Consider the following 17,333-nt stretch of genomic DNA (forward strand, 5'->3'; position numbering starts at 1 on the left):
CGGGCCATTGCCGTCCCGATTCGGACCGTTGTCCGTAATTTGCGCATTTCCCGGAACCGAATTCGCGTGCAGAACGTTGCGCCGGGCGGCGTCGTTCGGCGCCGATCTTGGTTGCGATCCCCGGATGCTGTTGGAATAAGGCGGCAATTTCTCGGGCTTGCCTTAGAGAACGGGGTTTGATGATCCACCGGTCCGGCGCGAAATACGAAATGCTGCTCTATGGCGCGCTCGCGGTTCTCCTCGTGGTGCCGTTCCTCGCCGACCTTCAGCTGCCGCTCGGCACTTCGGTATGGGTGATCTACCTGCTGCCGATCGTCTTCGCCTATCTGGCGCCGCGCCCGGTGGTGCCCGCCGCGGTCGCCCTAGTCGCGACGGTGCTGACCATCACCGGCTTCATGCTGGCGCGCAGCGGCGTCGACCCCAGCATCGCGCGGGTCAACCGCACGCTGGGCGTGCTCACCGCCTGGACGCTGGGCATCGTCGGCGTGCTGTTCGTCCGCAACCGGCTGGCCGTTCGCCGCGAGGAATGGCTGCAGGCGGGGCAGGTCGGGCTGGGACAGGCGCTCGCCGGAGACCTGGCGATCGACCGGCTCGGCGCGAGCGCGCTGCGCTTCCTCGCCGAATATCTGGGCGCGACGGCGGGGGCGATCTTCATCCGCAACGGCGACGGCTTCCTGCGCCGGGCCAGCTATGGCGTGCCGGCCGGCGCCGCGGTGCCCGAGCGAGTGACGCCGGGCGACGGGCTGCTCGGCCAGGCGATCGCCGACGGGCGGGGCTTCGTGCTGGCGCCGGTGCCGGACGGCTATCTCTATTTCGGCTCGGCGCTCGGCCAGGCCAGGCCCGGGCAGCTGCTGATCGCGCCCGCCCGGATCGACGGCCAGGTCAACACGGTGGTGGAGCTCGGCTTCGCCGGCGCCGCGATGCCGGCGGCGGCCGAGGACCTGCTCGAGCGGATCGCCGAGCAGCTCGGCATCGCGGTGCGCTCGGCCAAATATCGCACCCAGCTCCAGGAACTGCTCGAGGAGACCCAGGCACAGGCGGAGGAACTGCAGGCGCAGGGCGAGGAACTGCGATCGAGCAACGAGGAGCTGGAGGCGCAGGCCCGCGCGCTGCAGGAATCGCAGGCGCGGCTGGAAGTGCAGCAGGCCGAACTGGAGGAAAGCAACGCCCAGCTCGAGGAGCAGACCCAGACGCTGGAGGCGCAGCGCGACGACCTGGCGCATGCGCAGGCTTCGCTCGCCGGCCAGGCGCGCGCGCTGGAACAGGCGAGCCGCTACAAGTCCGAATTCCTCGCCAATATGAGCCACGAGCTGCGCACGCCGCTCAATTCGCTGCTGATCATGGCCCGGCTGCTCGCCGAGAACCGCGCGGGCAATATGAGCGCCGAGCAGGTGCGGCATGCGGAGACGATCGAGACGTCGGGCAACGACCTGCTCGCGCTGATCAACGACGTGCTCGACATCTCGAAGATCGAGGCCGGCAAGCTGGAACTGCAGCCGCGCCGCATCCGGATCTCGCCGATGCTGGAGAAGCTCCGCCAGGGCTTTGCGGCGGCGGCCGAGGCCAAGGGGCTGGCGCTGCGCTGCGAGGCGCTGCCGGGCACGCCCGACGACCTCGAGACCGATCCGCAGCGGCTGGAACAGGTGCTGCGCAACTTCCTCTCCAATGCCGTGAAGTTCACCGGCCGGGGCGAAGTGACGCTGAGCGCCGGGCGGGCCGCCGACGGGCGGCTGAGCTTCGCGGTGCGCGACACCGGCGTGGGGATCGCGCCCGAGCAGCAGAAGATCGTCTTCGAGGCGTTCCGCCAGGCGGACGGCACGATCAGCCGCAGATATGGCGGGACGGGCCTGGGCCTGTCGATCTCGCGCGAGCTGGCCCGGCTGCTGGGCGGCGAGATCCGGCTGGAGAGCAGCGCCGGCGAGGGCAGCGTCTTCACCCTGCTGCTGCCCGAGACCTATGATCCGGGGCTGATCGAGGCCGCGCCCATGGCGGAGGCACCGCTGATCGCCGCCGTGCCCACACCCCCCGCGCCCAGACGCGCCCCGCGCGCCGCCGAAGTCGCCGACGATCGCGAGCGGCTCAGCGGCGACAGCCGGGTACTGCTCGTCGTCGAGGACGATCCCGCCTTCGCGCGCATTCTCTATGACCTGGCGCACGAACTGGGCTTCGACTGCCTGATCGCGGGCACCGCCGACGAAGGCGCGCTGATGGCGCGGCAATATCTGCCCAACGCGGTGATCCTCGACATCGGGCTGCCCGACCATACCGGCCTGTCGGTGCTCGACCGGATCAAGCGCGATCCGCGCACGCGGCACATCCCGGTGCATGTCGTCTCGGCCGACGACAACAGCCAGGTGGCGCTCGCCGGCGGGGCGATCGGCTATATGCTCAAGCCGGTGCTGCGCGACCAGCTGGTCGGCGTGCTCGAAGGGCTGGAGGCGCACATGACGCGCCGCCTGCGCCGGGTGCTGGTGGTGGAGGACGATGCGCAACAGGCCGAAAGCGTGCGGCTGCTGCTCGCCTCGCGCGATGTCGAGACCGTCGATGCGCACAGCGCCGCGGCCGCGCTGGAGCGGCTCGGCAGCGAGACGTTCGACTGCATGGTGCTCGATCTCAACCTGCCCGACCTGCCGGGGCTCGACCTGCTCGAGCGGCTGAGCATGGACGAGAGCGTCGGCTTCCCGCCGGTGATCGTCTATACCGGGCGCGACCTTTCGGCCGACGAGGAGCTGCGGCTGCGGCGCTATTCCAAGTCGATCATCGTCAAGGGCGCGAAGTCGCCCGAGCGGCTGCTCGACGAAGTGACGCTGTTCCTCCACCAGGTGGTGTCGGACCTGCCCGAGCAGCAGCAGGCGATCCTGAGCCAGGCGCTCAAGCGCGACGCCGCGCTCGACGGGCGCCACATCCTCGTCGTCGAGGACGATATCCGCAACGTCTATGCGCTCACCTCGATCTTCGAGCCGCACGGCGCGAAGGTGCAGATCGCCCGCAACGGGATCGAGGCGCTGGCGGCGCTCGACGCGGCGCAGGGCGGGGGTGCCCCGGTCGAGCTGGTGCTGATGGACGTGATGATGCCCGAGATGGACGGGATCGCCGCGACCCGCGAGATTCGCGGGCGGCCGGAATGGCGCGGGCTGCCGGTGATCGCGCTCACCGCCAAGGCGATGGCGCGCGACCAGCAGGACTGCATCGCGGCGGGGGCGAACGACTATCTCGCCAAGCCGCTCGACGTCGACAAGCTGCTCAGCCTGGTCCGGGTGTGGATGCCGCGATGAGCGACGCCGCGGATCCGGTGGACGCGCTGGAGCTCGAGCTGCTGCTCGACGCGATCTGGCGGCGCTATCACCATGACTTTCGCGGCTATTCGCGCGGCTCGCTGCGGCGGCGGCTGGAGCGGGCGCAGGCGCGCTTCGGCTGCGATACCCTGTCGCAGCTGCAGGGGCGGGTGCTGCGCGAGCCGGCGCTGTTCGCCGAGCTGATGGGCTTCCTCACCATCCAGGTGAGCGAGATGTTCCGCGACCCGGCCTATTTCCGCGCGATCCGCGAACAGGTGGTGCCGCATCTGCGCACCTTCCCTTCGCTCAAGGTGTGGATCGCGGGCTGCGCGAACGGCGAGGAATTCTATTCGCTCGCCATCCTGTTCCGCGAGGAGGGGCTGGAGGAGCGGACCCTCTTCTACTGCACCGACATCAGCCCCGCCGCGCTCGAGCGGGCGGAGGCCGGCGTCTATGCGCTGGATCGCATCGCGCAGTTCACCGAGAACCACCGCGCCTCGGGCGGCAGGGGATCGCTCTCGGATCATTATACGGCGGGCTATGGCCGGGCGGTGTTCGACAAGAGCCTGCGCGCCCGGGCGGTGTTCGCCGAGCACAATCTCGCCAGCGACCAGGTCTTTGCCGAGGCGCACCTGGTCTCGAGCCGCAACGTGCTGATCTATTTCGATCGGGCGTTGCAGGATCGCGCGCTCGGCCTGTTCGGGCAGAGCCTGGTGCGCGGCGGTTTCCTGGGGCTCGGCGCGAAGGAGAATCTGCGCTTCTCCGCGCATGCCGGCGCATTCGCCGACTTCGTTTCCGAAGAGAAGATATACCGGCGCAACATCCGGCCGATAGCTGCGGAGGTCGACCATGCCGCAGCCTGAAACCGTGAAGATCCTCGTCGTCGACGATGTCGAGAAGAACCTGATCGCGATGGACGCGCTGCTTCGCCGCGACGGCGTGGAGATCCTCAAGGCGCCGTCGGGCCCGGCCGCGCTGGAACTGCTGCTCCGGCACGAAGTCGCGCTCGCCCTGCTCGACGTGCAGATGCCGGGGATGGACGGATATGAACTCGCCGAGCTGATGCGCGGGACGGAGCGGACGCGGCGCGTTCCGATCATCTTCGTGACGGCGGTGGCGACCGACGAGCGCCGGCGGTTCCGGGGATATGAGGCGGGCGCCGTCGACTATCTGTTCAAGCCGGTCGACCCGCAGATCGTGCGCAACAAGGTCGACATCTTCGTCGAGCTGGCGCGCCAGCGGCTGGAGATTGCCCGCCAGCGCGACCAGCTGGCCGCGGCGCTCGGCCGGATCCAGGCGCATAGCGACAACAGCCCGCTCGCCATCGTCGAATTCGATGCCGAGCTCCGGGTGATCGGCTGGTCGAACGGCGCCGAGCGGCTGTTCGGCTGGAGCGCGGCGGAAGTGCTGGGCCGGCGCGCCGCGAAGCTCGACTGGCTGGATCCCGCCAATGGCGCGGCGGTGGAGGCGGTGCTGGGGCAGATGGTCGAGGGGCATGAGCTGCGCCGCGTCGAGACGCTGCGCGCCAACGACAAGGGCGGAACCCTGCTCGACTGCGAATGCTATTGCTCGGCGCTGTTCGAGGGCGACCGGCTGGTCTCGGTCAGCGTCCAGATCCTCGATGTGACCGAGCGCAAGCGCGCCGAGGCGACGCAGCGGCTGCTGATCGGCGAGCTCAACCACCGCGTCAAGAACACGCTCGCCTCGGTCCAGGCGATCGCCACGCAGACGCTGCGCCATTCGGCCGGCCCTTCCGATTTCGCGCCGACCTTCATCGGCCGCATCCATGCGCTGGCCCGCGCCCATTCGCTGCTCAGCGCCACCACCTGGCAGGGCGCCAGGCTGCGCGAGCTGATCGAGGGGCAGCTCCAGCTCGGCACGATCGACCCGCAGCGCCTGAGCTTCGCCGGGCCCGAGATCGAGCTGTCGCCCGAGCCGGCGCTGCACCTTGCCCTGGTGCTCCATGAACTCGGCACCAATGCCAACAAATATGGCGCACTTTCGAACGAGGCGGGGCGGGTACGGTTGGAGTGGCGGCTGCGCGGCGCGATGCTCGAGCTCGAATGGGCGGAGACCGGCGGCCCGGCGGTGACGGCGCCGGGCCGGCGCGGCTTCGGCACGGCATTGATCGAGCGGAGCCTGAAGGCCGAGGGCGGATCGGCGGTGGCGGTCTTCGCGGCCGAGGGGCTGCGCTGGACCCTGACCGTGCCGCATTCCGGCGGCGCGGCGGAACTGCCGGCGGATCGCCCGGCGGATGACGGCGGCTGGACCAGGGGTGCCGGGGCCGCGATGGCGTCCATCGCCGGCAAGCGCTTCGCGATCATCGAGGACGAGCCGCTGGTCGCGCTCGAACTCGCCGCGATCCTCGCCGATGCCGGCGTGGAAGTGGTCGGCCCGGCCGCGACCGCCGAGCATGCCCGGGCGATCGTCGAAGGCGGACGGATCGACGGGGCGCTGCTCGACGGCAATTTGCAGGGCGCCAGCGTCGAGGCGATCGCAGCCGCGCTCGATGCGCATGGCGTGCCCTTCGCCTTTGTCAGCGGCTATGGCCGCGACCATCTGCCCGAGGGGTTCGCCGAGGTGCCGGCGATCGGCAAGCCCTTCGATCCCGTCGAGATCGTGGAAGTTGCCGGAGCCTTGCTGCGCGGCAAGGCGGTCCTCGCCTAGATAAGGGGCGCGAGCAGCACCATCAGCATCGCGACCGGCACCATGGCGCGCGGCACGGCCGGGCGATAGCTGAGCCCCAGCAGGATGATCGCGCTGGCGAAGGGGATCAGCCCGAACCACAGCACCAGCGCCCGCCCGCCGTCGCCCGCGAGACAGGCGATGAGGAAGGAGAACGCGAGCAGCGCCCAGCCATAGCGGGCCGGATGCCGGAGCGCGGCATGCCTTGCCCGGGCCCCGAGCAGGGGGTCGGCGTGGCGCGACATGCCGGCGGCGAGCGCGAACATGCCGAGATAGAGCAGACCGGCGACTGCCATCGTCATGCCGCGCGCCTCCGGCGTTCGGGGGCGCGCTTCGGGGGCCGCAGCTGCTTCGCGGCAAGCAGGGCGAGCGCCGCCGCGACGGCCAGCAGCACCGCCGACATGACGCTGATCGACAGGCCGATGAGTGCCGCGAGCGTACAGGCGAGCGCGGTCGCGCCGGTGAGCAGCGGCCAGGACCAGCGCGGCGGCAGCGCGGCGCCCATCGCCACTGCCGCGGCGGCGGCCCACAATGCCGTGGAGACCTCCAGCTCGGCCCGGCCGGTGAGACCGAGCGGCAACAGGCGGTTGGCGAGGAGATAGGCGGCGCACCCCAGCGGCACGCCGGGCAGTACGCCCGCGTTCAGCCGTTCGAGCACGCGGTTGCCGAGCGAGAGCGGCGCGCGCTCGCGGCGCTTGACGATCCACAGGACCAGGCCCGTCGCGATCGCCAGCGTCAGCATCGCGCCGCCCAGGAAATAGAGCCAGCGCGTCGCGATCGAGGCGAAGCGGGCCATGTGGAGTCCGTAGACGACATTATAGGTCTGGATCGCGCCGCGATTCTCCCGCCAGGCGCGGAGCGGCCTGCCGGTGGCGCCGTCGAAGCTGATCTCGGCGGGCGTGAAGCCGATCTGGTCGGCATCCGAGCGGAATATGGTGACCACCGCGGCCCGGTCGCCCGGGTTGATCACATAGACGCGGCCGATCGTGCCGCCGAGCCGGCGCTGGGCCTCGCGCAGCATCGGGGCGATCGGAGCCAGCGGCACGGGCACGTTCGCCCTGGCGCGCTCCGCCACGCCCGGCGCAAGATCGTGGTACACCGCGGCCAGGTCCTTGCCATAGGTGGCGGAGATGGCCCAGGGCATGTTGAGCGAGGCGAGCGTGACCAGCCCGGTGAAGGTGATCATCAAGTGGAACGGCGTGGCGAGCACGCCCAGCGCATTGTGCCCGTCGAGCCAGGAGCGCTGCCCCTTGGCCGGACGGAAGGTGAAATAGTCCTTGAAGATGCGGCGATGCGCGATGATCCCGGTGATCAGGGCGACCAGCATCGCCATCGCCGCGATCGACGCGAGCAGCCGGCCCCAGGGATAGGGCAGCTCCAGTTCGAAATGGAGGCGGTAGAAGAATTCTCCGCCCAGCGTCTCGCGCGGGGCGGGGGCGCCGCGCACCGGATCGAGCGCGCGATAGACGAAGCTGCCGTCGCTGTCATAGGCGGCCTCGACCGTGTTCGTCCGGGCGCTCGGGGCCGTGAGATACCAGCCGGTCGAACCTCGGGTGTTCGTCGCCAGCCAGTCGGTCGCGGCTTGCACGGCATCGGCCGGATCGGCGGTGGCGCGGGTCTCCGGGCGCATCCACTGGCCGATCTCGGGCTTGAACACGCTGAGCGTGCCGGCAAGGCACATGACGAACAGCACCCAGCCGAGCAGCAGCCCGGTCCAGCCGTGCAGCCAGGCCATGACCTGGCGCGCGCCTTCGCGGAGCGCGCTCATGCCGGTGCCCCGGCGGCCCAGCCGATCGCGGCGAAGAGCGCGGCGAGCAGGATTACCCCGGCCCAGGCGCGCCAGGGACCGCGGGCGAGGAACGCCCACAGCGTGACCGCCGGCCCGACGAGGAAGGCGAGCAGAGTCGCCGGCATGATCGCTTCCACTCTCGGCATCGGCAGCAGGCGCGCCATCGCCGCGGCGAACAGGGCGGCGACCGCATAGGCGCCGATCGTCCCGGCCACCGCGCGCGCCGTGACATTGACGCGGTAGCGCCAGCCCGCGCGCGCTCGTGCTGTTCCCGCCACGCGTTCCTCCCGGTTCAATATGCGAGGCGGAGCGAGGCGATGGGGTCGATCGCCTCGCGGCGCCTGTCCTGACCCTCTTCCTCGCCCGGCGCCGGGGCTCGCACGGCCATGGCGCCGGCGGGCAGCGCGCTGCGGAGGAAGGACTTCATCGCGGATCCCCTTGGAACACCCCTGTGGCGGGCTCGTTAGGGAATGGCATATTGCGAGTCAATCTCATTAGCGGAAGGCGGCGCGACGGGCGCACGCGCCGGGCAAAAAAAGAGGGAGCGGCAAAGCCGCTCCCCGGAGTTGCCTTCTTACGGCGGGTCTAGAAATCGATCTTCGCCCCGACGCGGAAATAGCGGCCCATGATGTTGGGGCCGGCCCAGGCCGGGTTGTAGCCGAAGGTGCTGTAGGCCGCGTTCGGATCGAAGGGCGGCTTGGTGTCGAGCAGGTTGAGCACGTTCAGCGACAGCGCGAAATTGTCGTTGATCCGGTGCTGGATCGTCAGGTCGACATTCCAGATGTCCTTCGAACGGCACTGCACCGGCGTGCCATCGTCATAGGTCGCCGCGCCATTGTCGACCGCGCTCGCGCAGTCGAACGGCGTGGCGCCGAAATCGACCTGCGAGACGTGATAGCCGGCGGTGTAATAGGCCGTGGCCGTCACGCTGGTGCCGCCGAGCTTGAGCGTGTTCTGCCAGCTCGCCCGCCAGCGCGGCGAACCCGAGCACGACGTGTTGTTGCAGGGGCTGAGCGTGTCCTCGTAGCGCTGCGGCGGCTGCGCCTCGCCGGTGATCGAGTCGATCAGCGTGAGGTGGTTCTTGTCGAGATACGAGACCTCGAGCGAGCTGATCCAGCGCACGCCCTCGGTCAGCTTCAGGTTCGCGTTGAAACCCGCGTCGATACCCTGGACCACCTGCCGGTTGGCATTGGCATAGAGGGCCCGGATGGTGCCGATATGCGGCAACGCGTTCGGATTGGCCGGATCCACCGGACCGGGGCGGACGGTGACGCCCGGAATGTTCACCACGCCGTTGTTGCGATAATAGGCGTCGAGCACCGGCGCCGTGTTGTTCACGCCGACGATCTGGTCCTTGACGCGGATCCGCCAGAAATCGAGCGTGAAGCTCAGGCCGCGGATCGGCTCGAAGATCAGGCCGGCGGTGATGCTCTCCGACTTCTCCGGCCGCAGATCGGGATTGCCGACATTGGTCAGGCCCATGCTGAAGGCCTGGCTGGCGTAGACATTGTTGCCGTGCGCGGCGCAGAACGCCGCATAGGTCTGGCAGAAGGTGCCGCCGCCGCGCGTGACGAAGCCGGTGGTCGGCGTGCCATAGGCTTCGTTGAAGCTCGGGATGCGGAAGCCCTTCGACCAGGTGCCGCGCACCGCAAGGGCACGGATCGGCGTGAACTTGGCGCCGACCTTGGGCGAGAAGTTCTTCTGGCCGCTCGAATAGGAGTCGTAACGGCCCGAGAGGTTCAGCTCGAGCATGTCCAGCGCGGTCGCCTGGACTTCGCCAAAGGCCGAGAAGACCTTGCGGCTGCCCGAGGTGCCGACTGCGTTGACGTTGTAATAGCGATCCCAGGGGCTGATGTCGCTGCCCGGATTGGCGCTGGGCGAGATGATCGATTCATAGCGATAGGAAAGGCCGCCCGCCGCATCCACGCCGCCGCCCGGCAGGTCGATGACGTGCCGCGACAGGTTCGCCGTGGCCTGCCACAGGTCCGAGTTCGACACCGTGGCGTTTTCCGGCGCGATATAGTCCCAGACGCTCTGCGGGTTCGCGGCCAGATTGGTGAAGTTGAACGTGCCGCGGGCCAGCACGTCCATGATCCGCTGCGGCTTCACATAGCCGCGCTGGATGCGGGTGAGCTTCGAATTGGCGGCGACGAAGCTCGCCGAATAGTCGAAGCCGGCGACCTGGCCGGACAGGCCGATCGTGCCGCGCAGCGTACGGGAGATCGCCTCATCCTCGCGAATCCGGTCGGACCGGAACAGGACCTGCGCGGTCTGGCCGGCGGCGGCATAGGGGTTCTGCGGGTTGAGCGTGCCGTTGGTGGCATCGCAACCGGTGTTCACTCCGTTGGGCGTGCCCCTGCCGGATGCGCACACATAGACCGGCATGATCACGCTGTAGGTGCCCACCGAGGTGGGATCCGGCAGGGTGCCGTTGAAGGCGTGCGGCGAGGACGTGGCGGCGGTGGACGTCTTGTAATAGTTCGCCTGTGCGTAGAACTGGTGCGAGTCGCCGATATTGGCGGTGAAGCGGCTCGACACGCCGAAGCGCTCCACGTCCGGCAGCAGCATCAGATACTCCGCCTGGTTGCCCTGGCAGACGATGCCGCTCGTGGGCGCGGTGGTCGCCTGTGCGATCTGCGCGGCGGAGAGCTGATACGGCGTCCAGCGTCCGCAGGGATTCGACGTGGCCATGTAGGAGAATCGCCCGGAACCGCTGGGGTTGCCCGGTGTCGCCACCGGACGGATCATCGCGACGCCAGGCGGGGCGTACAGGCCGAATACCGTCCCGTTCGCACTGATGCCGTTCCAGGTGTGGTTCGGCAGGCAGGATCCGCTGGCGCCGCAGATCCGGCTCCAGTCCAGCGTGTTGAACGGATAGTCGCGGTCCCGCGCCCAGAGCGGGTCCTGCTTCATATATTCGCCGCTGACGTAGAAATTGAAGCCCTGGTCGTTGAGGTCGCCATAGCCCCAGGTCAGGTCGGCGCGTCGCTCGCCCGCGTCGCCGCGCTGCGAGATGCCGGCCGAGACATTGGCGTGCAGGCCCTTGATCTCCTTCTTCGTGATCACGTTGATCACGCCGGCGACGGCATCCGCGCCATAGGTGGAGGAGGCGCCGTCCTTCAGCACGTCGATGCGCTCGATGATCGCGTTGGGGATGGTGTTCATGTCGACGAAGTTGCGCTGGCCGTCGTCCGCAAGCGGATAGGGCGCCATGCGCAGGCCGTCGAAGATGGTCAGCGTCGACTGCACGGTGAGGCCGCGCAGCGAGATGGCGCTGGCGCCCGCCGCGAAATTGCCGCCCGCATTCCAGCCCTGGGTGATCGTGCCGGCATTGCCGGCCGACAGGCGCTGCACCGCCTCGGTGACGGTGTTGAGGCCGCGCTGCTCCAGCGTCTCGGCCGAGAGCACGGTGACCGGCGACGGCGTTTCCGTGTCGGTGCGCCGGATCAGCGAGCCGGTGACGACGATCTGGTCGCCGGTCGCTTCCTGGGCAGCCGGGGCGGCCGCGGGAGCGGCAGCGTCCTGTGCGGATGACGCCGCCGGCGCGGCTTCCTGCGCCAATGCCGGCGCGGCGATCAGCATGGCGCCGCAAAGTGCCGTCGAGTCCCGCAACAGCCGGGTGATGGTCCTGGTTCGATTTATCATTGTCAGCCCTTTTGCTTGTGGCCGCGGCGGCAGTCTGTGCTCAGGCTGCTCGCGTGGCGGACCACTCCCTCTTTCGCTCGCGCGGCGGGGCTGCATCGCGCTCTGGCCATTTCGCTTGGGAAATTTCGCCGACCCGATCGTCCAGGATGTCGCCCGGCAGCCCGCCCGCTCGCTGCGCCGCCTTCACGATTGAAGCACGGGCGCAGGAGGTACGCTGCGGGGAGCGGGGGGCAGCTTCCTCCGTTAAGCGACCGAGGCGGCGCGTATTGCGACGAAGCCGGATCGATCGCGCATCGGGCGGACGAACGAAAAAGCCGGCGGGGTTGCCGCCGGCTTCGAAGTTGCTGGTAGGAAATGATCCAGGCCCGGCCGATGCGGGCGGCCGAGCCCGGAGCTGGCGGTCAGGCCGGCTTGGCGCCTGCCGTGCCGCACTTCACGAACTTGCCCTTGGCATCCTTGCAGTGCGTTGCCTTGGCGGGCGCGGGCTTTGCCGCCATGGGCTTGGCGGCAACGGGGGCGGCCGCCGCGGGCTTGGTGGCCATGGGCTTGGCCGCGGGCTTGGTCGGGCACTTCATGAACTTGCCGTGCGCGTCGCGGCACGGCGCTGCTGCGATCGAAGGCGTCGCCGCGGCGAGCATGGCGAGCGAGGCTCCGGCGATCATCAACTTCCTGAACATTGGCACTCTCCTGCTTGTGGAGAGGCGAGACTGCACCCGCCCGCGTGGCCGACAGTTCTCCGCAAGATGAACTTTCTGCAATATTCGGACACGGGAGAGTCACAGAGGGGCCGATTATTTCGGCGCGCCGGGAAAACATCCTGGCGCAGGGGCGATTGCATAGTGGTGGAGTAGGAATAGGCTGGCGACTCGTTGAGCGTGCCTTCCCGCCCGGCTGGGAGATAAGCGAATGCCCGAGAATGGCCTCTTCGATCTGTCGCTTCCGACACTGACCATCTATGATCGTGCCGACCGTCCCGCCCGCAGCCTGTTGGCGCATGCCGGGCAGATCATCGAGCTTGGCGGGGGCGGGCGCAACCTGTGGGCCGCGCGGCTCGACGAGGCGGTTCGCCTGACGGAGCGCCCGGTGATCCTGGTCGCGCACGGCATCGGCTGTTTCGCGGTGACCTGGTGGGCGCGGCTCTCGCCGGCTTCCTATGTCGAGAAGGTCGCTGGCGCGGTGTTCGTCCGGCCGCTGGGGTCGGCGGTGACTGCCTCGCCCGAGCAGCTCTTCGCCGGGCCCCGCCTGCGCATCGCCTTTCCCTCGATCCTGGCGGATACCGGAGCCGATGCCGCGGCGCTGGCACGCGACTGGGGCAGCCGCTTCCTCGATTCGACGCCGGTGCGCTCGATCGGCGACCTGCTCGCTTCGCTGCGCGGCGAACCGGACGCGGTGCCTGCGGCCGGGAATCCCCTGCTCTGCCTGGCGGGCTGAACCACAAAGCGCTGGATTCTCACGGGCACCTGCCCTAGGCCGGGCAGGTGCTGCTTCGGCAGTACCTCGCTATTTGGGGAGTAGCCAGCCGCGCCGTCGCGCGGGCTCCTGCGTCAACATGCTTGGCCGAGAGGCCATGGCGCGGGAGGGACGGGTCACCGTTCGGGCGAGACCAATGGCGTCGCATCTCCGCTCTTGCCGGGCGGGGAGGTGCGATGTCGTTGGATTTCGTCTCCGTCCGGCCCGGAGTATTGCCCGTGGAAGCCCTGCTCAGTTCCACCGCACTCGTGGCGCTCGCCGAGATCGGCGACAAGACCCAGTTGCTCGCCATCCTGCTCGCCACGCGCTTCAAGAAGCCGGTGCCGATCATCCTCGGCATCCTGGTCGCGACGCTGGCCAATCATTTCCTTGCCGCCCTGGTAGGTTCGGAAGCCGCCGCGCTGCTCCAGGGCGCCTGGTTCCGCTATCTGATCGCCGCTTCGTTCATCGCCATGGGGCTGTGGACGCTGATCCCCGACAAGATCGACGACATCGAGGACAAGCCGGCTCGCTTCGGCGCCTTCCTCACTACCGCCATTGCCTTCTTCCTGGTCGAGATGGGCGACAAGACTCAGCTCGCCACGGTGGCGCTGGGGGCGAAGTTCCATAATATATGGGCGGTCACCGCCGGCACCACGCTGGGCATGATGCTGGCCAATGTGCCGGCGGTGTTCCTTGGCAACGCGTTGCTCAAGCGCGTGCCGCTGCGGCTGGTGCACGGTATCGCCGCGGTGCTGTTCATCGCCGCGGGTATCATGATGCTGGGCGAAACCGCCGGCTGGTTCTGACGCCTAGGGACGCTGGATTTCGCCCATCTCGGCGGTGAAGGTGACGCGCAGCGCTTCGGAGAGGCTGCGCGCACCGAGCTTCTGCATCAGATTGGCGCGGTGCACTTCCACCGTGCGCGGCGAGATGCCGAGGTCATAGGCGATGGTCTTGTTGGGAAAGCCGGCCGCGAGCCCTTCCAGCACTTCGCGCTCGCGCGCGGAGAGATTGGCGAGCTGCGTGCGGGCCGCATCGGTGCGCGAGGCGCCGTTCGATTCGCGCATGCGCTCAAAGGCCTTGTCGATCGCGTTCAGCAGGCGATCGGCCTCGAACGGCTTTTCGAGGAAGTCGACCGCGCCCGCGCGCATCGCCTTCACCGCGACCGCCACGTCGCCATGTCCGGTGAGCACGATCACCGGCATGGCGGCACCGCGCTCGTTGAGCAGTTGCTGCACTTGCAGCCCGTCGATTTCGGGCATGCGGATGTCGAGCAGGACGCAGCCCGGCTCGACGCTGCGCAGTTCGCGGAGGAACGCCGCGCCCGATGGCCAGAGGCGCACGGCATAGCCCGTGGTCCGCAGCATGAACCCGATCGAGTTCCGGACGCTGTCCTCATCATCGACGATGTGCACCAGACGCTGGCCGTCCATCTAAATTACTCCATTTTGGTGCAAACGATATGCAGCGTATAAATGAAGGGAGCGGCGCATGGTCGCCGGTTGTTGCGGACGATGCGATGCCATTGCCGTCCAAATGCCCCTGACGCGTCCTGCGATATTCTCGTTCGTCAATTCGGCGGGGCTGCGGGAGGGCCCGCGGCATGCATCCGAGACTTGCATGACGGGCGCCCTATGTTTCCGCCAACTGGTGAGTCGAATGGATTCAACCATGGGAAGCGCGTAATCCCACCGATCGGCAAGTTCACACCCGTGAAAATACAGTGGTTAACCGGAGTGGAATGCGGAAGGGCCGCAAGGCATTGGACTTTTGGGTCCATCAACATTATGTACCGGTCATTATGGAAATCACCGCCTGTGCCGTCGCCAAGGGGCGCCCCCGCGAATTCGACACCGACTCGGCGTTGACCGCGGCGCTGCGCGTCTTCTGGAGCAAGGGTTATGAGGGCGCCTCGCTGAGCGACCTGACCGAAGCGATGGGGATCACCCGGCCGAGCCTCTATGCGGCGTTCGGCAACAAGGAAGCGCTCTTCCGGAAGACGCTGGATCTCTATCAGCGCGAGAAGCTCGACTATATGGGCAAGGCGCTCGACGCGCCGACTGCGCGTGGCGTCGCCGAGCGGCTGCTGATCGGCGCGCTCGAGATGCAGATGAGCTCGTGCGATCCCAAGGGCTGTATGGGCGTGATCAACTCGGTGGCTTGCGGGGCCGAAGCGGAGTCGATCCGCGCCGAGGTGCTCAAGCGCGGGGCAACCGTGAAGCAGGGCCTGATCGATCGATTCGAGCGCGCCAAGGACGAAGGCGACCTGCCCGCCGATACCGACGTGATCGGGCTCACCGCCTATCTGACCGCACTGCTCCAGGGCATTGCGCTCCAGGCCGGCGGCGGCACGTCGTGCGCCGATCTTCAGGCGCTGATCGACACCAGCCTGGCCTGCTGGCCGAGCAAGTAAGCGAGATTGCCGGCATCCGGCTTTCGCCGCGATGACAGGGAGGCGCCCGATCGCGAACGCCTCTTGAAAGTTTTTGTTTGGCCCCGCCTCGACAAAAAATACCGACCAGTATAAAAAGCCCTTGACGCAACGCAGCACGATTTCTATACCAGTCAGTATAGAATGAGGGAAGCTGCCGAAGCGACGACAAGGGGCCGACGCCCCGGGCCATCACTCCAGCAGCGCAGAATTTAGACAGGACCGGGACGGTGCGCCGCAGACACATGCGTCTGCGCGAAAGCCTCGTCTCGTGCCGGTTGGGGATGACCGGAAATGCCGGCGGAAACCGTTCCGCGCGGCACGGGGAGGCTTTTGCCTTCCGCCGGGCAACAAGCAGGAGGAGACGATCATGGCCTATCTCAACTTCGCCGCGCTCCAGGGCAGCCCGATCGCGGTGCCTGCCGATGTCCTCCCGGTCAGCGGCTTTTCCGCGCTCGAATGGCAAGTCGTCGCGATCGCGCAGCACGACCGGCTGGCGTCGCTGGAGAAGCCCGGTCGCCTCTCGGTGGCGCTGGGCGTGATCTTCGGGGGCGAGGTGCCCAATCCGAAACTAGCGGACCAGAAACTCGAGGCGCTGCGCCGCATGTCGGTGCTCGCCTGGCACAAGGGCTATGCCGTGCCCCGCCACGAGATCCGCGCCTTCCACGAAGCGGGCTTCACGCCCGACCAATATGAAACGCTGCTCGCCTCCATCAGCCGCGGCCGGGCAGCCCTGAATCAGGGGAAGCGATTCCAATGAACATGATCACGCGCATCGAATCCGAGACGGGCGACAACAAGCCGGGCGTCTCGGATCGCCTTCGCCGCATGCCGCTGTGGCAGCGCGGCAGCCTCGTCGCGCTGCCGGTGTTGCTGGTCGCCGCCGGCCTCAGCATCGCCAGCAAGGACGCGCCCGCCGCGATGGCGGCGCCGCCGCCGCCGGTGGTGACGGTCGCCACCCCGCTGGTCCGCGACGTCAACGAATGGGACGATTATGTCGGCCGGTTCGAGCCGAGCCGCGCAGTCGAGGTGCGTCCGCGCGTCTCGGGGGCGATCACCGGCGTCCATTTCACCGACGGTGCGATCGTCCAGAAGGGCCAGCTGCTCTTCACCATCGACCAGCGCCCGTTCGCGGCGGCCCTGGCCGAAGCGCGCGCCGGGCTGGCCAGTGCCGAGAGCGATCTCGCGCTTGCCCGCTCCGACCTGGGTCGCGCCGAGCGTCTCGTCTCGGTCGAGGCGGTGTCGAAGAGCGATGTCGAGCGGCTCCAGGCCCGCGTCCGCGCCGCCGGTGCGTCGGTGTCTGCGGCCCAGGCCCGGGTGCGCAGCCGCGCGCTCGACATGGAGTTCACCCAGGTCCGCGCGCCGATCGCCGGCCGCATCTCGGACCGCCGCGTCGATCCGGGCAACCTGGTGGCCGCAGGCGAGGGGCAGGGCGGTTCGCTGCTGACCACGATCAACGCGCTCGATCCGATCTACTTCACCTTCGACGGTTCGGAGGCCCTGTTCCTCAAGACCAAGCGCGCGAAGGAAACCGGCGCCCAGGAATCGCCGGTGGAGATCCGCCTGCAGGACGAGACCGACTATAAGTGGAAGGGCAAGCTCGACTTCACCGACAATGGGCTCGATCCCAAGTCGGGCACGATCCGCGGCCGCGCGGTGCTGAGCAATCCGGGCATGTTCCTGACGCCCGGCATGTTCGGCAACATGCGCCTCTCGGCCGGCGGCACCACCCAGGCGCTGATGGTGCCGGACACCGCGATCCAGACCGACCAGGCCCGCAAGCTCGTGCTCACCGTGGGCAAGGACGGCACCGTCGCGCCCAAGCCGGTGACGCTCGGGCCCGTGGTCGACGGCCTGCGCATCGTCCGCTCCGGCCTGACCGCCCAGGACAAGGTGGTGATCTCGGGTACCCAGTTCGCCGCTCCGGGCGGCAAGGTGAACCCGAAGCCCGGCAAGATCGCGCCGACCGCAACCAGTCAGGCGCCGGCCCTCACGGCGCCGGTGACGGGCGAAGCAACCTTCGCCCGTTGACCGTCAGCCGCCGGATCTCCCCAGG

Annotated in this window: 15 protein-coding genes and 1 riboswitch; of the genes, 8 read left to right on the forward strand and 7 right to left on the reverse strand. The window is 68.5% G+C overall.

Going from position 1 to position 17,333, the window contains the following annotated elements:
• Window positions 1-179 precede the first annotated feature (179 nt).
• The 3 genes from BGP17_RS20745 to BGP17_RS20755 are packed head-to-tail and all read left to right on the forward strand — an operon-like array spanning window position 180 to window position 5,942.
• Window positions 180-3,275, forward strand: a complete 3,096-nt coding sequence (locus BGP17_RS20745; protein ID WP_286713452.1) for a response regulator — start codon at window positions 180-182, stop codon at window positions 3,273-3,275.
• Window positions 3,272-4,138 carry a CheR family methyltransferase gene (locus BGP17_RS20750; RefSeq protein ID WP_380926143.1) on the forward strand — a complete coding sequence of 289 codons (867 nt, stop codon included), beginning with the start codon at window positions 3,272-3,274 and terminating at the stop codon, window positions 4,136-4,138. The genes BGP17_RS20745 and BGP17_RS20750 overlap by 4 nt, the downstream gene beginning before the upstream one ends.
• Complete coding sequence (locus BGP17_RS20755; RefSeq protein ID WP_167297804.1) at window positions 4,125-5,942, forward strand: response regulator; 1,818 nt, start codon at window positions 4,125-4,127, stop codon at window positions 5,940-5,942. The genes BGP17_RS20750 and BGP17_RS20755 overlap by 14 nt, the downstream gene beginning before the upstream one ends.
• On the opposite strand, the gene BGP17_RS20760 is transcribed toward BGP17_RS20755, so the two are convergent.
• From BGP17_RS20760 to BGP17_RS20785, 6 genes are all read right to left on the reverse strand, one after another.
• Window positions 5,939-6,262, reverse strand: a complete 324-nt coding sequence (locus BGP17_RS20760) for a DUF3325 family protein (RefSeq protein WP_286713454.1) — start codon at window positions 6,260-6,262, stop codon at window positions 5,939-5,941. The two genes, BGP17_RS20755 and BGP17_RS20760, sit on opposite strands and share 4 nt — an antisense overlap.
• Window positions 6,259-7,728, reverse strand: a complete 1,470-nt coding sequence (locus BGP17_RS20765; protein ID WP_286713455.1) for a PepSY-associated TM helix domain-containing protein — start codon at window positions 7,726-7,728, stop codon at window positions 6,259-6,261. The genes BGP17_RS20760 and BGP17_RS20765 overlap by 4 nt, the downstream gene beginning before the upstream one ends.
• The gene (locus BGP17_RS20770) at window positions 7,725-8,027 is read right to left on the reverse strand and encodes a DUF3649 domain-containing protein (protein WP_286713457.1); all 303 of its coding nucleotides are present in this window, start codon (window positions 8,025-8,027) and stop codon (window positions 7,725-7,727) included. The genes BGP17_RS20765 and BGP17_RS20770 overlap by 4 nt, the downstream gene beginning before the upstream one ends.
• 14 nt (window positions 8,028-8,041) lie before the next feature.
• Window positions 8,042-8,176: a hypothetical protein gene (locus BGP17_RS20775; protein WP_286713458.1), complete on the reverse strand. Its 135-nt coding sequence runs from the start codon at window positions 8,174-8,176 to the stop codon at window positions 8,042-8,044.
• A 158-nt stretch (window positions 8,177-8,334) separates the two neighbouring features.
• On the reverse strand, window positions 8,335-11,394 hold the full coding sequence (locus BGP17_RS20780) for a TonB-dependent receptor domain-containing protein (protein WP_286713459.1): 3,060 nt from the start codon (window positions 11,392-11,394) through the stop codon (window positions 8,335-8,337).
• A 401-nt stretch (window positions 11,395-11,795) separates the two neighbouring features.
• Entirely contained in the window at window positions 11,796-12,071 is a 276-nt protein-coding gene (locus tag BGP17_RS20785; protein ID WP_286713460.1) for a hypothetical protein, read from the reverse strand.
• Between the two features lie 229 nt (window positions 12,072-12,300).
• On the opposite strand from BGP17_RS20785, the gene BGP17_RS20790 reads away from it, so the two are divergent.
• Together BGP17_RS20790 and BGP17_RS20795 are read left to right on the forward strand one after the other, a co-directional pair.
• A complete protein-coding gene (locus BGP17_RS20790) occupies window positions 12,301-12,825 on the forward strand; it encodes an alpha/beta hydrolase (RefSeq protein ID WP_286713461.1) in 525 nt (174 codons plus the stop codon).
• A gap of 63 nt (window positions 12,826-12,888) precedes the next feature.
• A riboswitch (yybP-ykoY riboswitch) is annotated at window positions 12,889-13,070 on the forward strand.
• Window positions 13,071-13,082: 12 nt separating this feature from the next.
• Entirely contained in the window at window positions 13,083-13,652 is a 570-nt protein-coding gene (locus BGP17_RS20795) for a TMEM165/GDT1 family protein (protein ID WP_167297811.1), read from the forward strand.
• Between the two features lie 3 nt (window positions 13,653-13,655).
• Here the strand turns inward: BGP17_RS20795 and BGP17_RS20800 are convergent, their stop codons facing one another.
• Window positions 13,656-14,279, reverse strand: coding sequence for a response regulator transcription factor (locus BGP17_RS20800; protein ID WP_286713462.1), 624 nt, complete (start codon window positions 14,277-14,279; stop codon window positions 13,656-13,658).
• 368 nt (window positions 14,280-14,647) lie between these two features.
• Here BGP17_RS20800 and BGP17_RS20805 point away from each other — a divergent pair, with 368 nt between their 5' ends.
• The 3 genes from BGP17_RS20805 to BGP17_RS20815 all read left to right on the forward strand — a co-directional run bounded on the left by BGP17_RS20805 (window position 14,648) and on the right by BGP17_RS20815 (window position 17,308).
• Window positions 14,648-15,259, forward strand: a complete 612-nt coding sequence (locus BGP17_RS20805) for a TetR/AcrR family transcriptional regulator (protein ID WP_167297813.1) — start codon at window positions 14,648-14,650, stop codon at window positions 15,257-15,259.
• 388 nt (window positions 15,260-15,647) lie between these two features.
• A complete protein-coding gene (locus BGP17_RS20810; RefSeq protein ID WP_208413353.1) occupies window positions 15,648-16,037 on the forward strand; it encodes a hypothetical protein in 390 nt (129 codons plus the stop codon).
• Window positions 16,034-17,308 (forward strand): efflux RND transporter periplasmic adaptor subunit, encoded by a 1,275-nt coding sequence (locus BGP17_RS20815; RefSeq protein ID WP_286713464.1) that lies wholly within the window; start codon window positions 16,034-16,036, stop codon window positions 17,306-17,308. Before BGP17_RS20810 ends, BGP17_RS20815 begins: the two co-directional genes overlap by 4 nt.
• The last annotated feature ends 25 nt before the right edge of the window (window positions 17,309-17,333 follow it).

Source organism: Sphingomonas sp. 67-41 (assembly GCF_001899725.1).
In the GTDB taxonomy this organism is placed as follows: Bacteria; Pseudomonadota; Alphaproteobacteria; order Sphingomonadales; family Sphingomonadaceae; genus Sphingomonas; species Sphingomonas leidyi.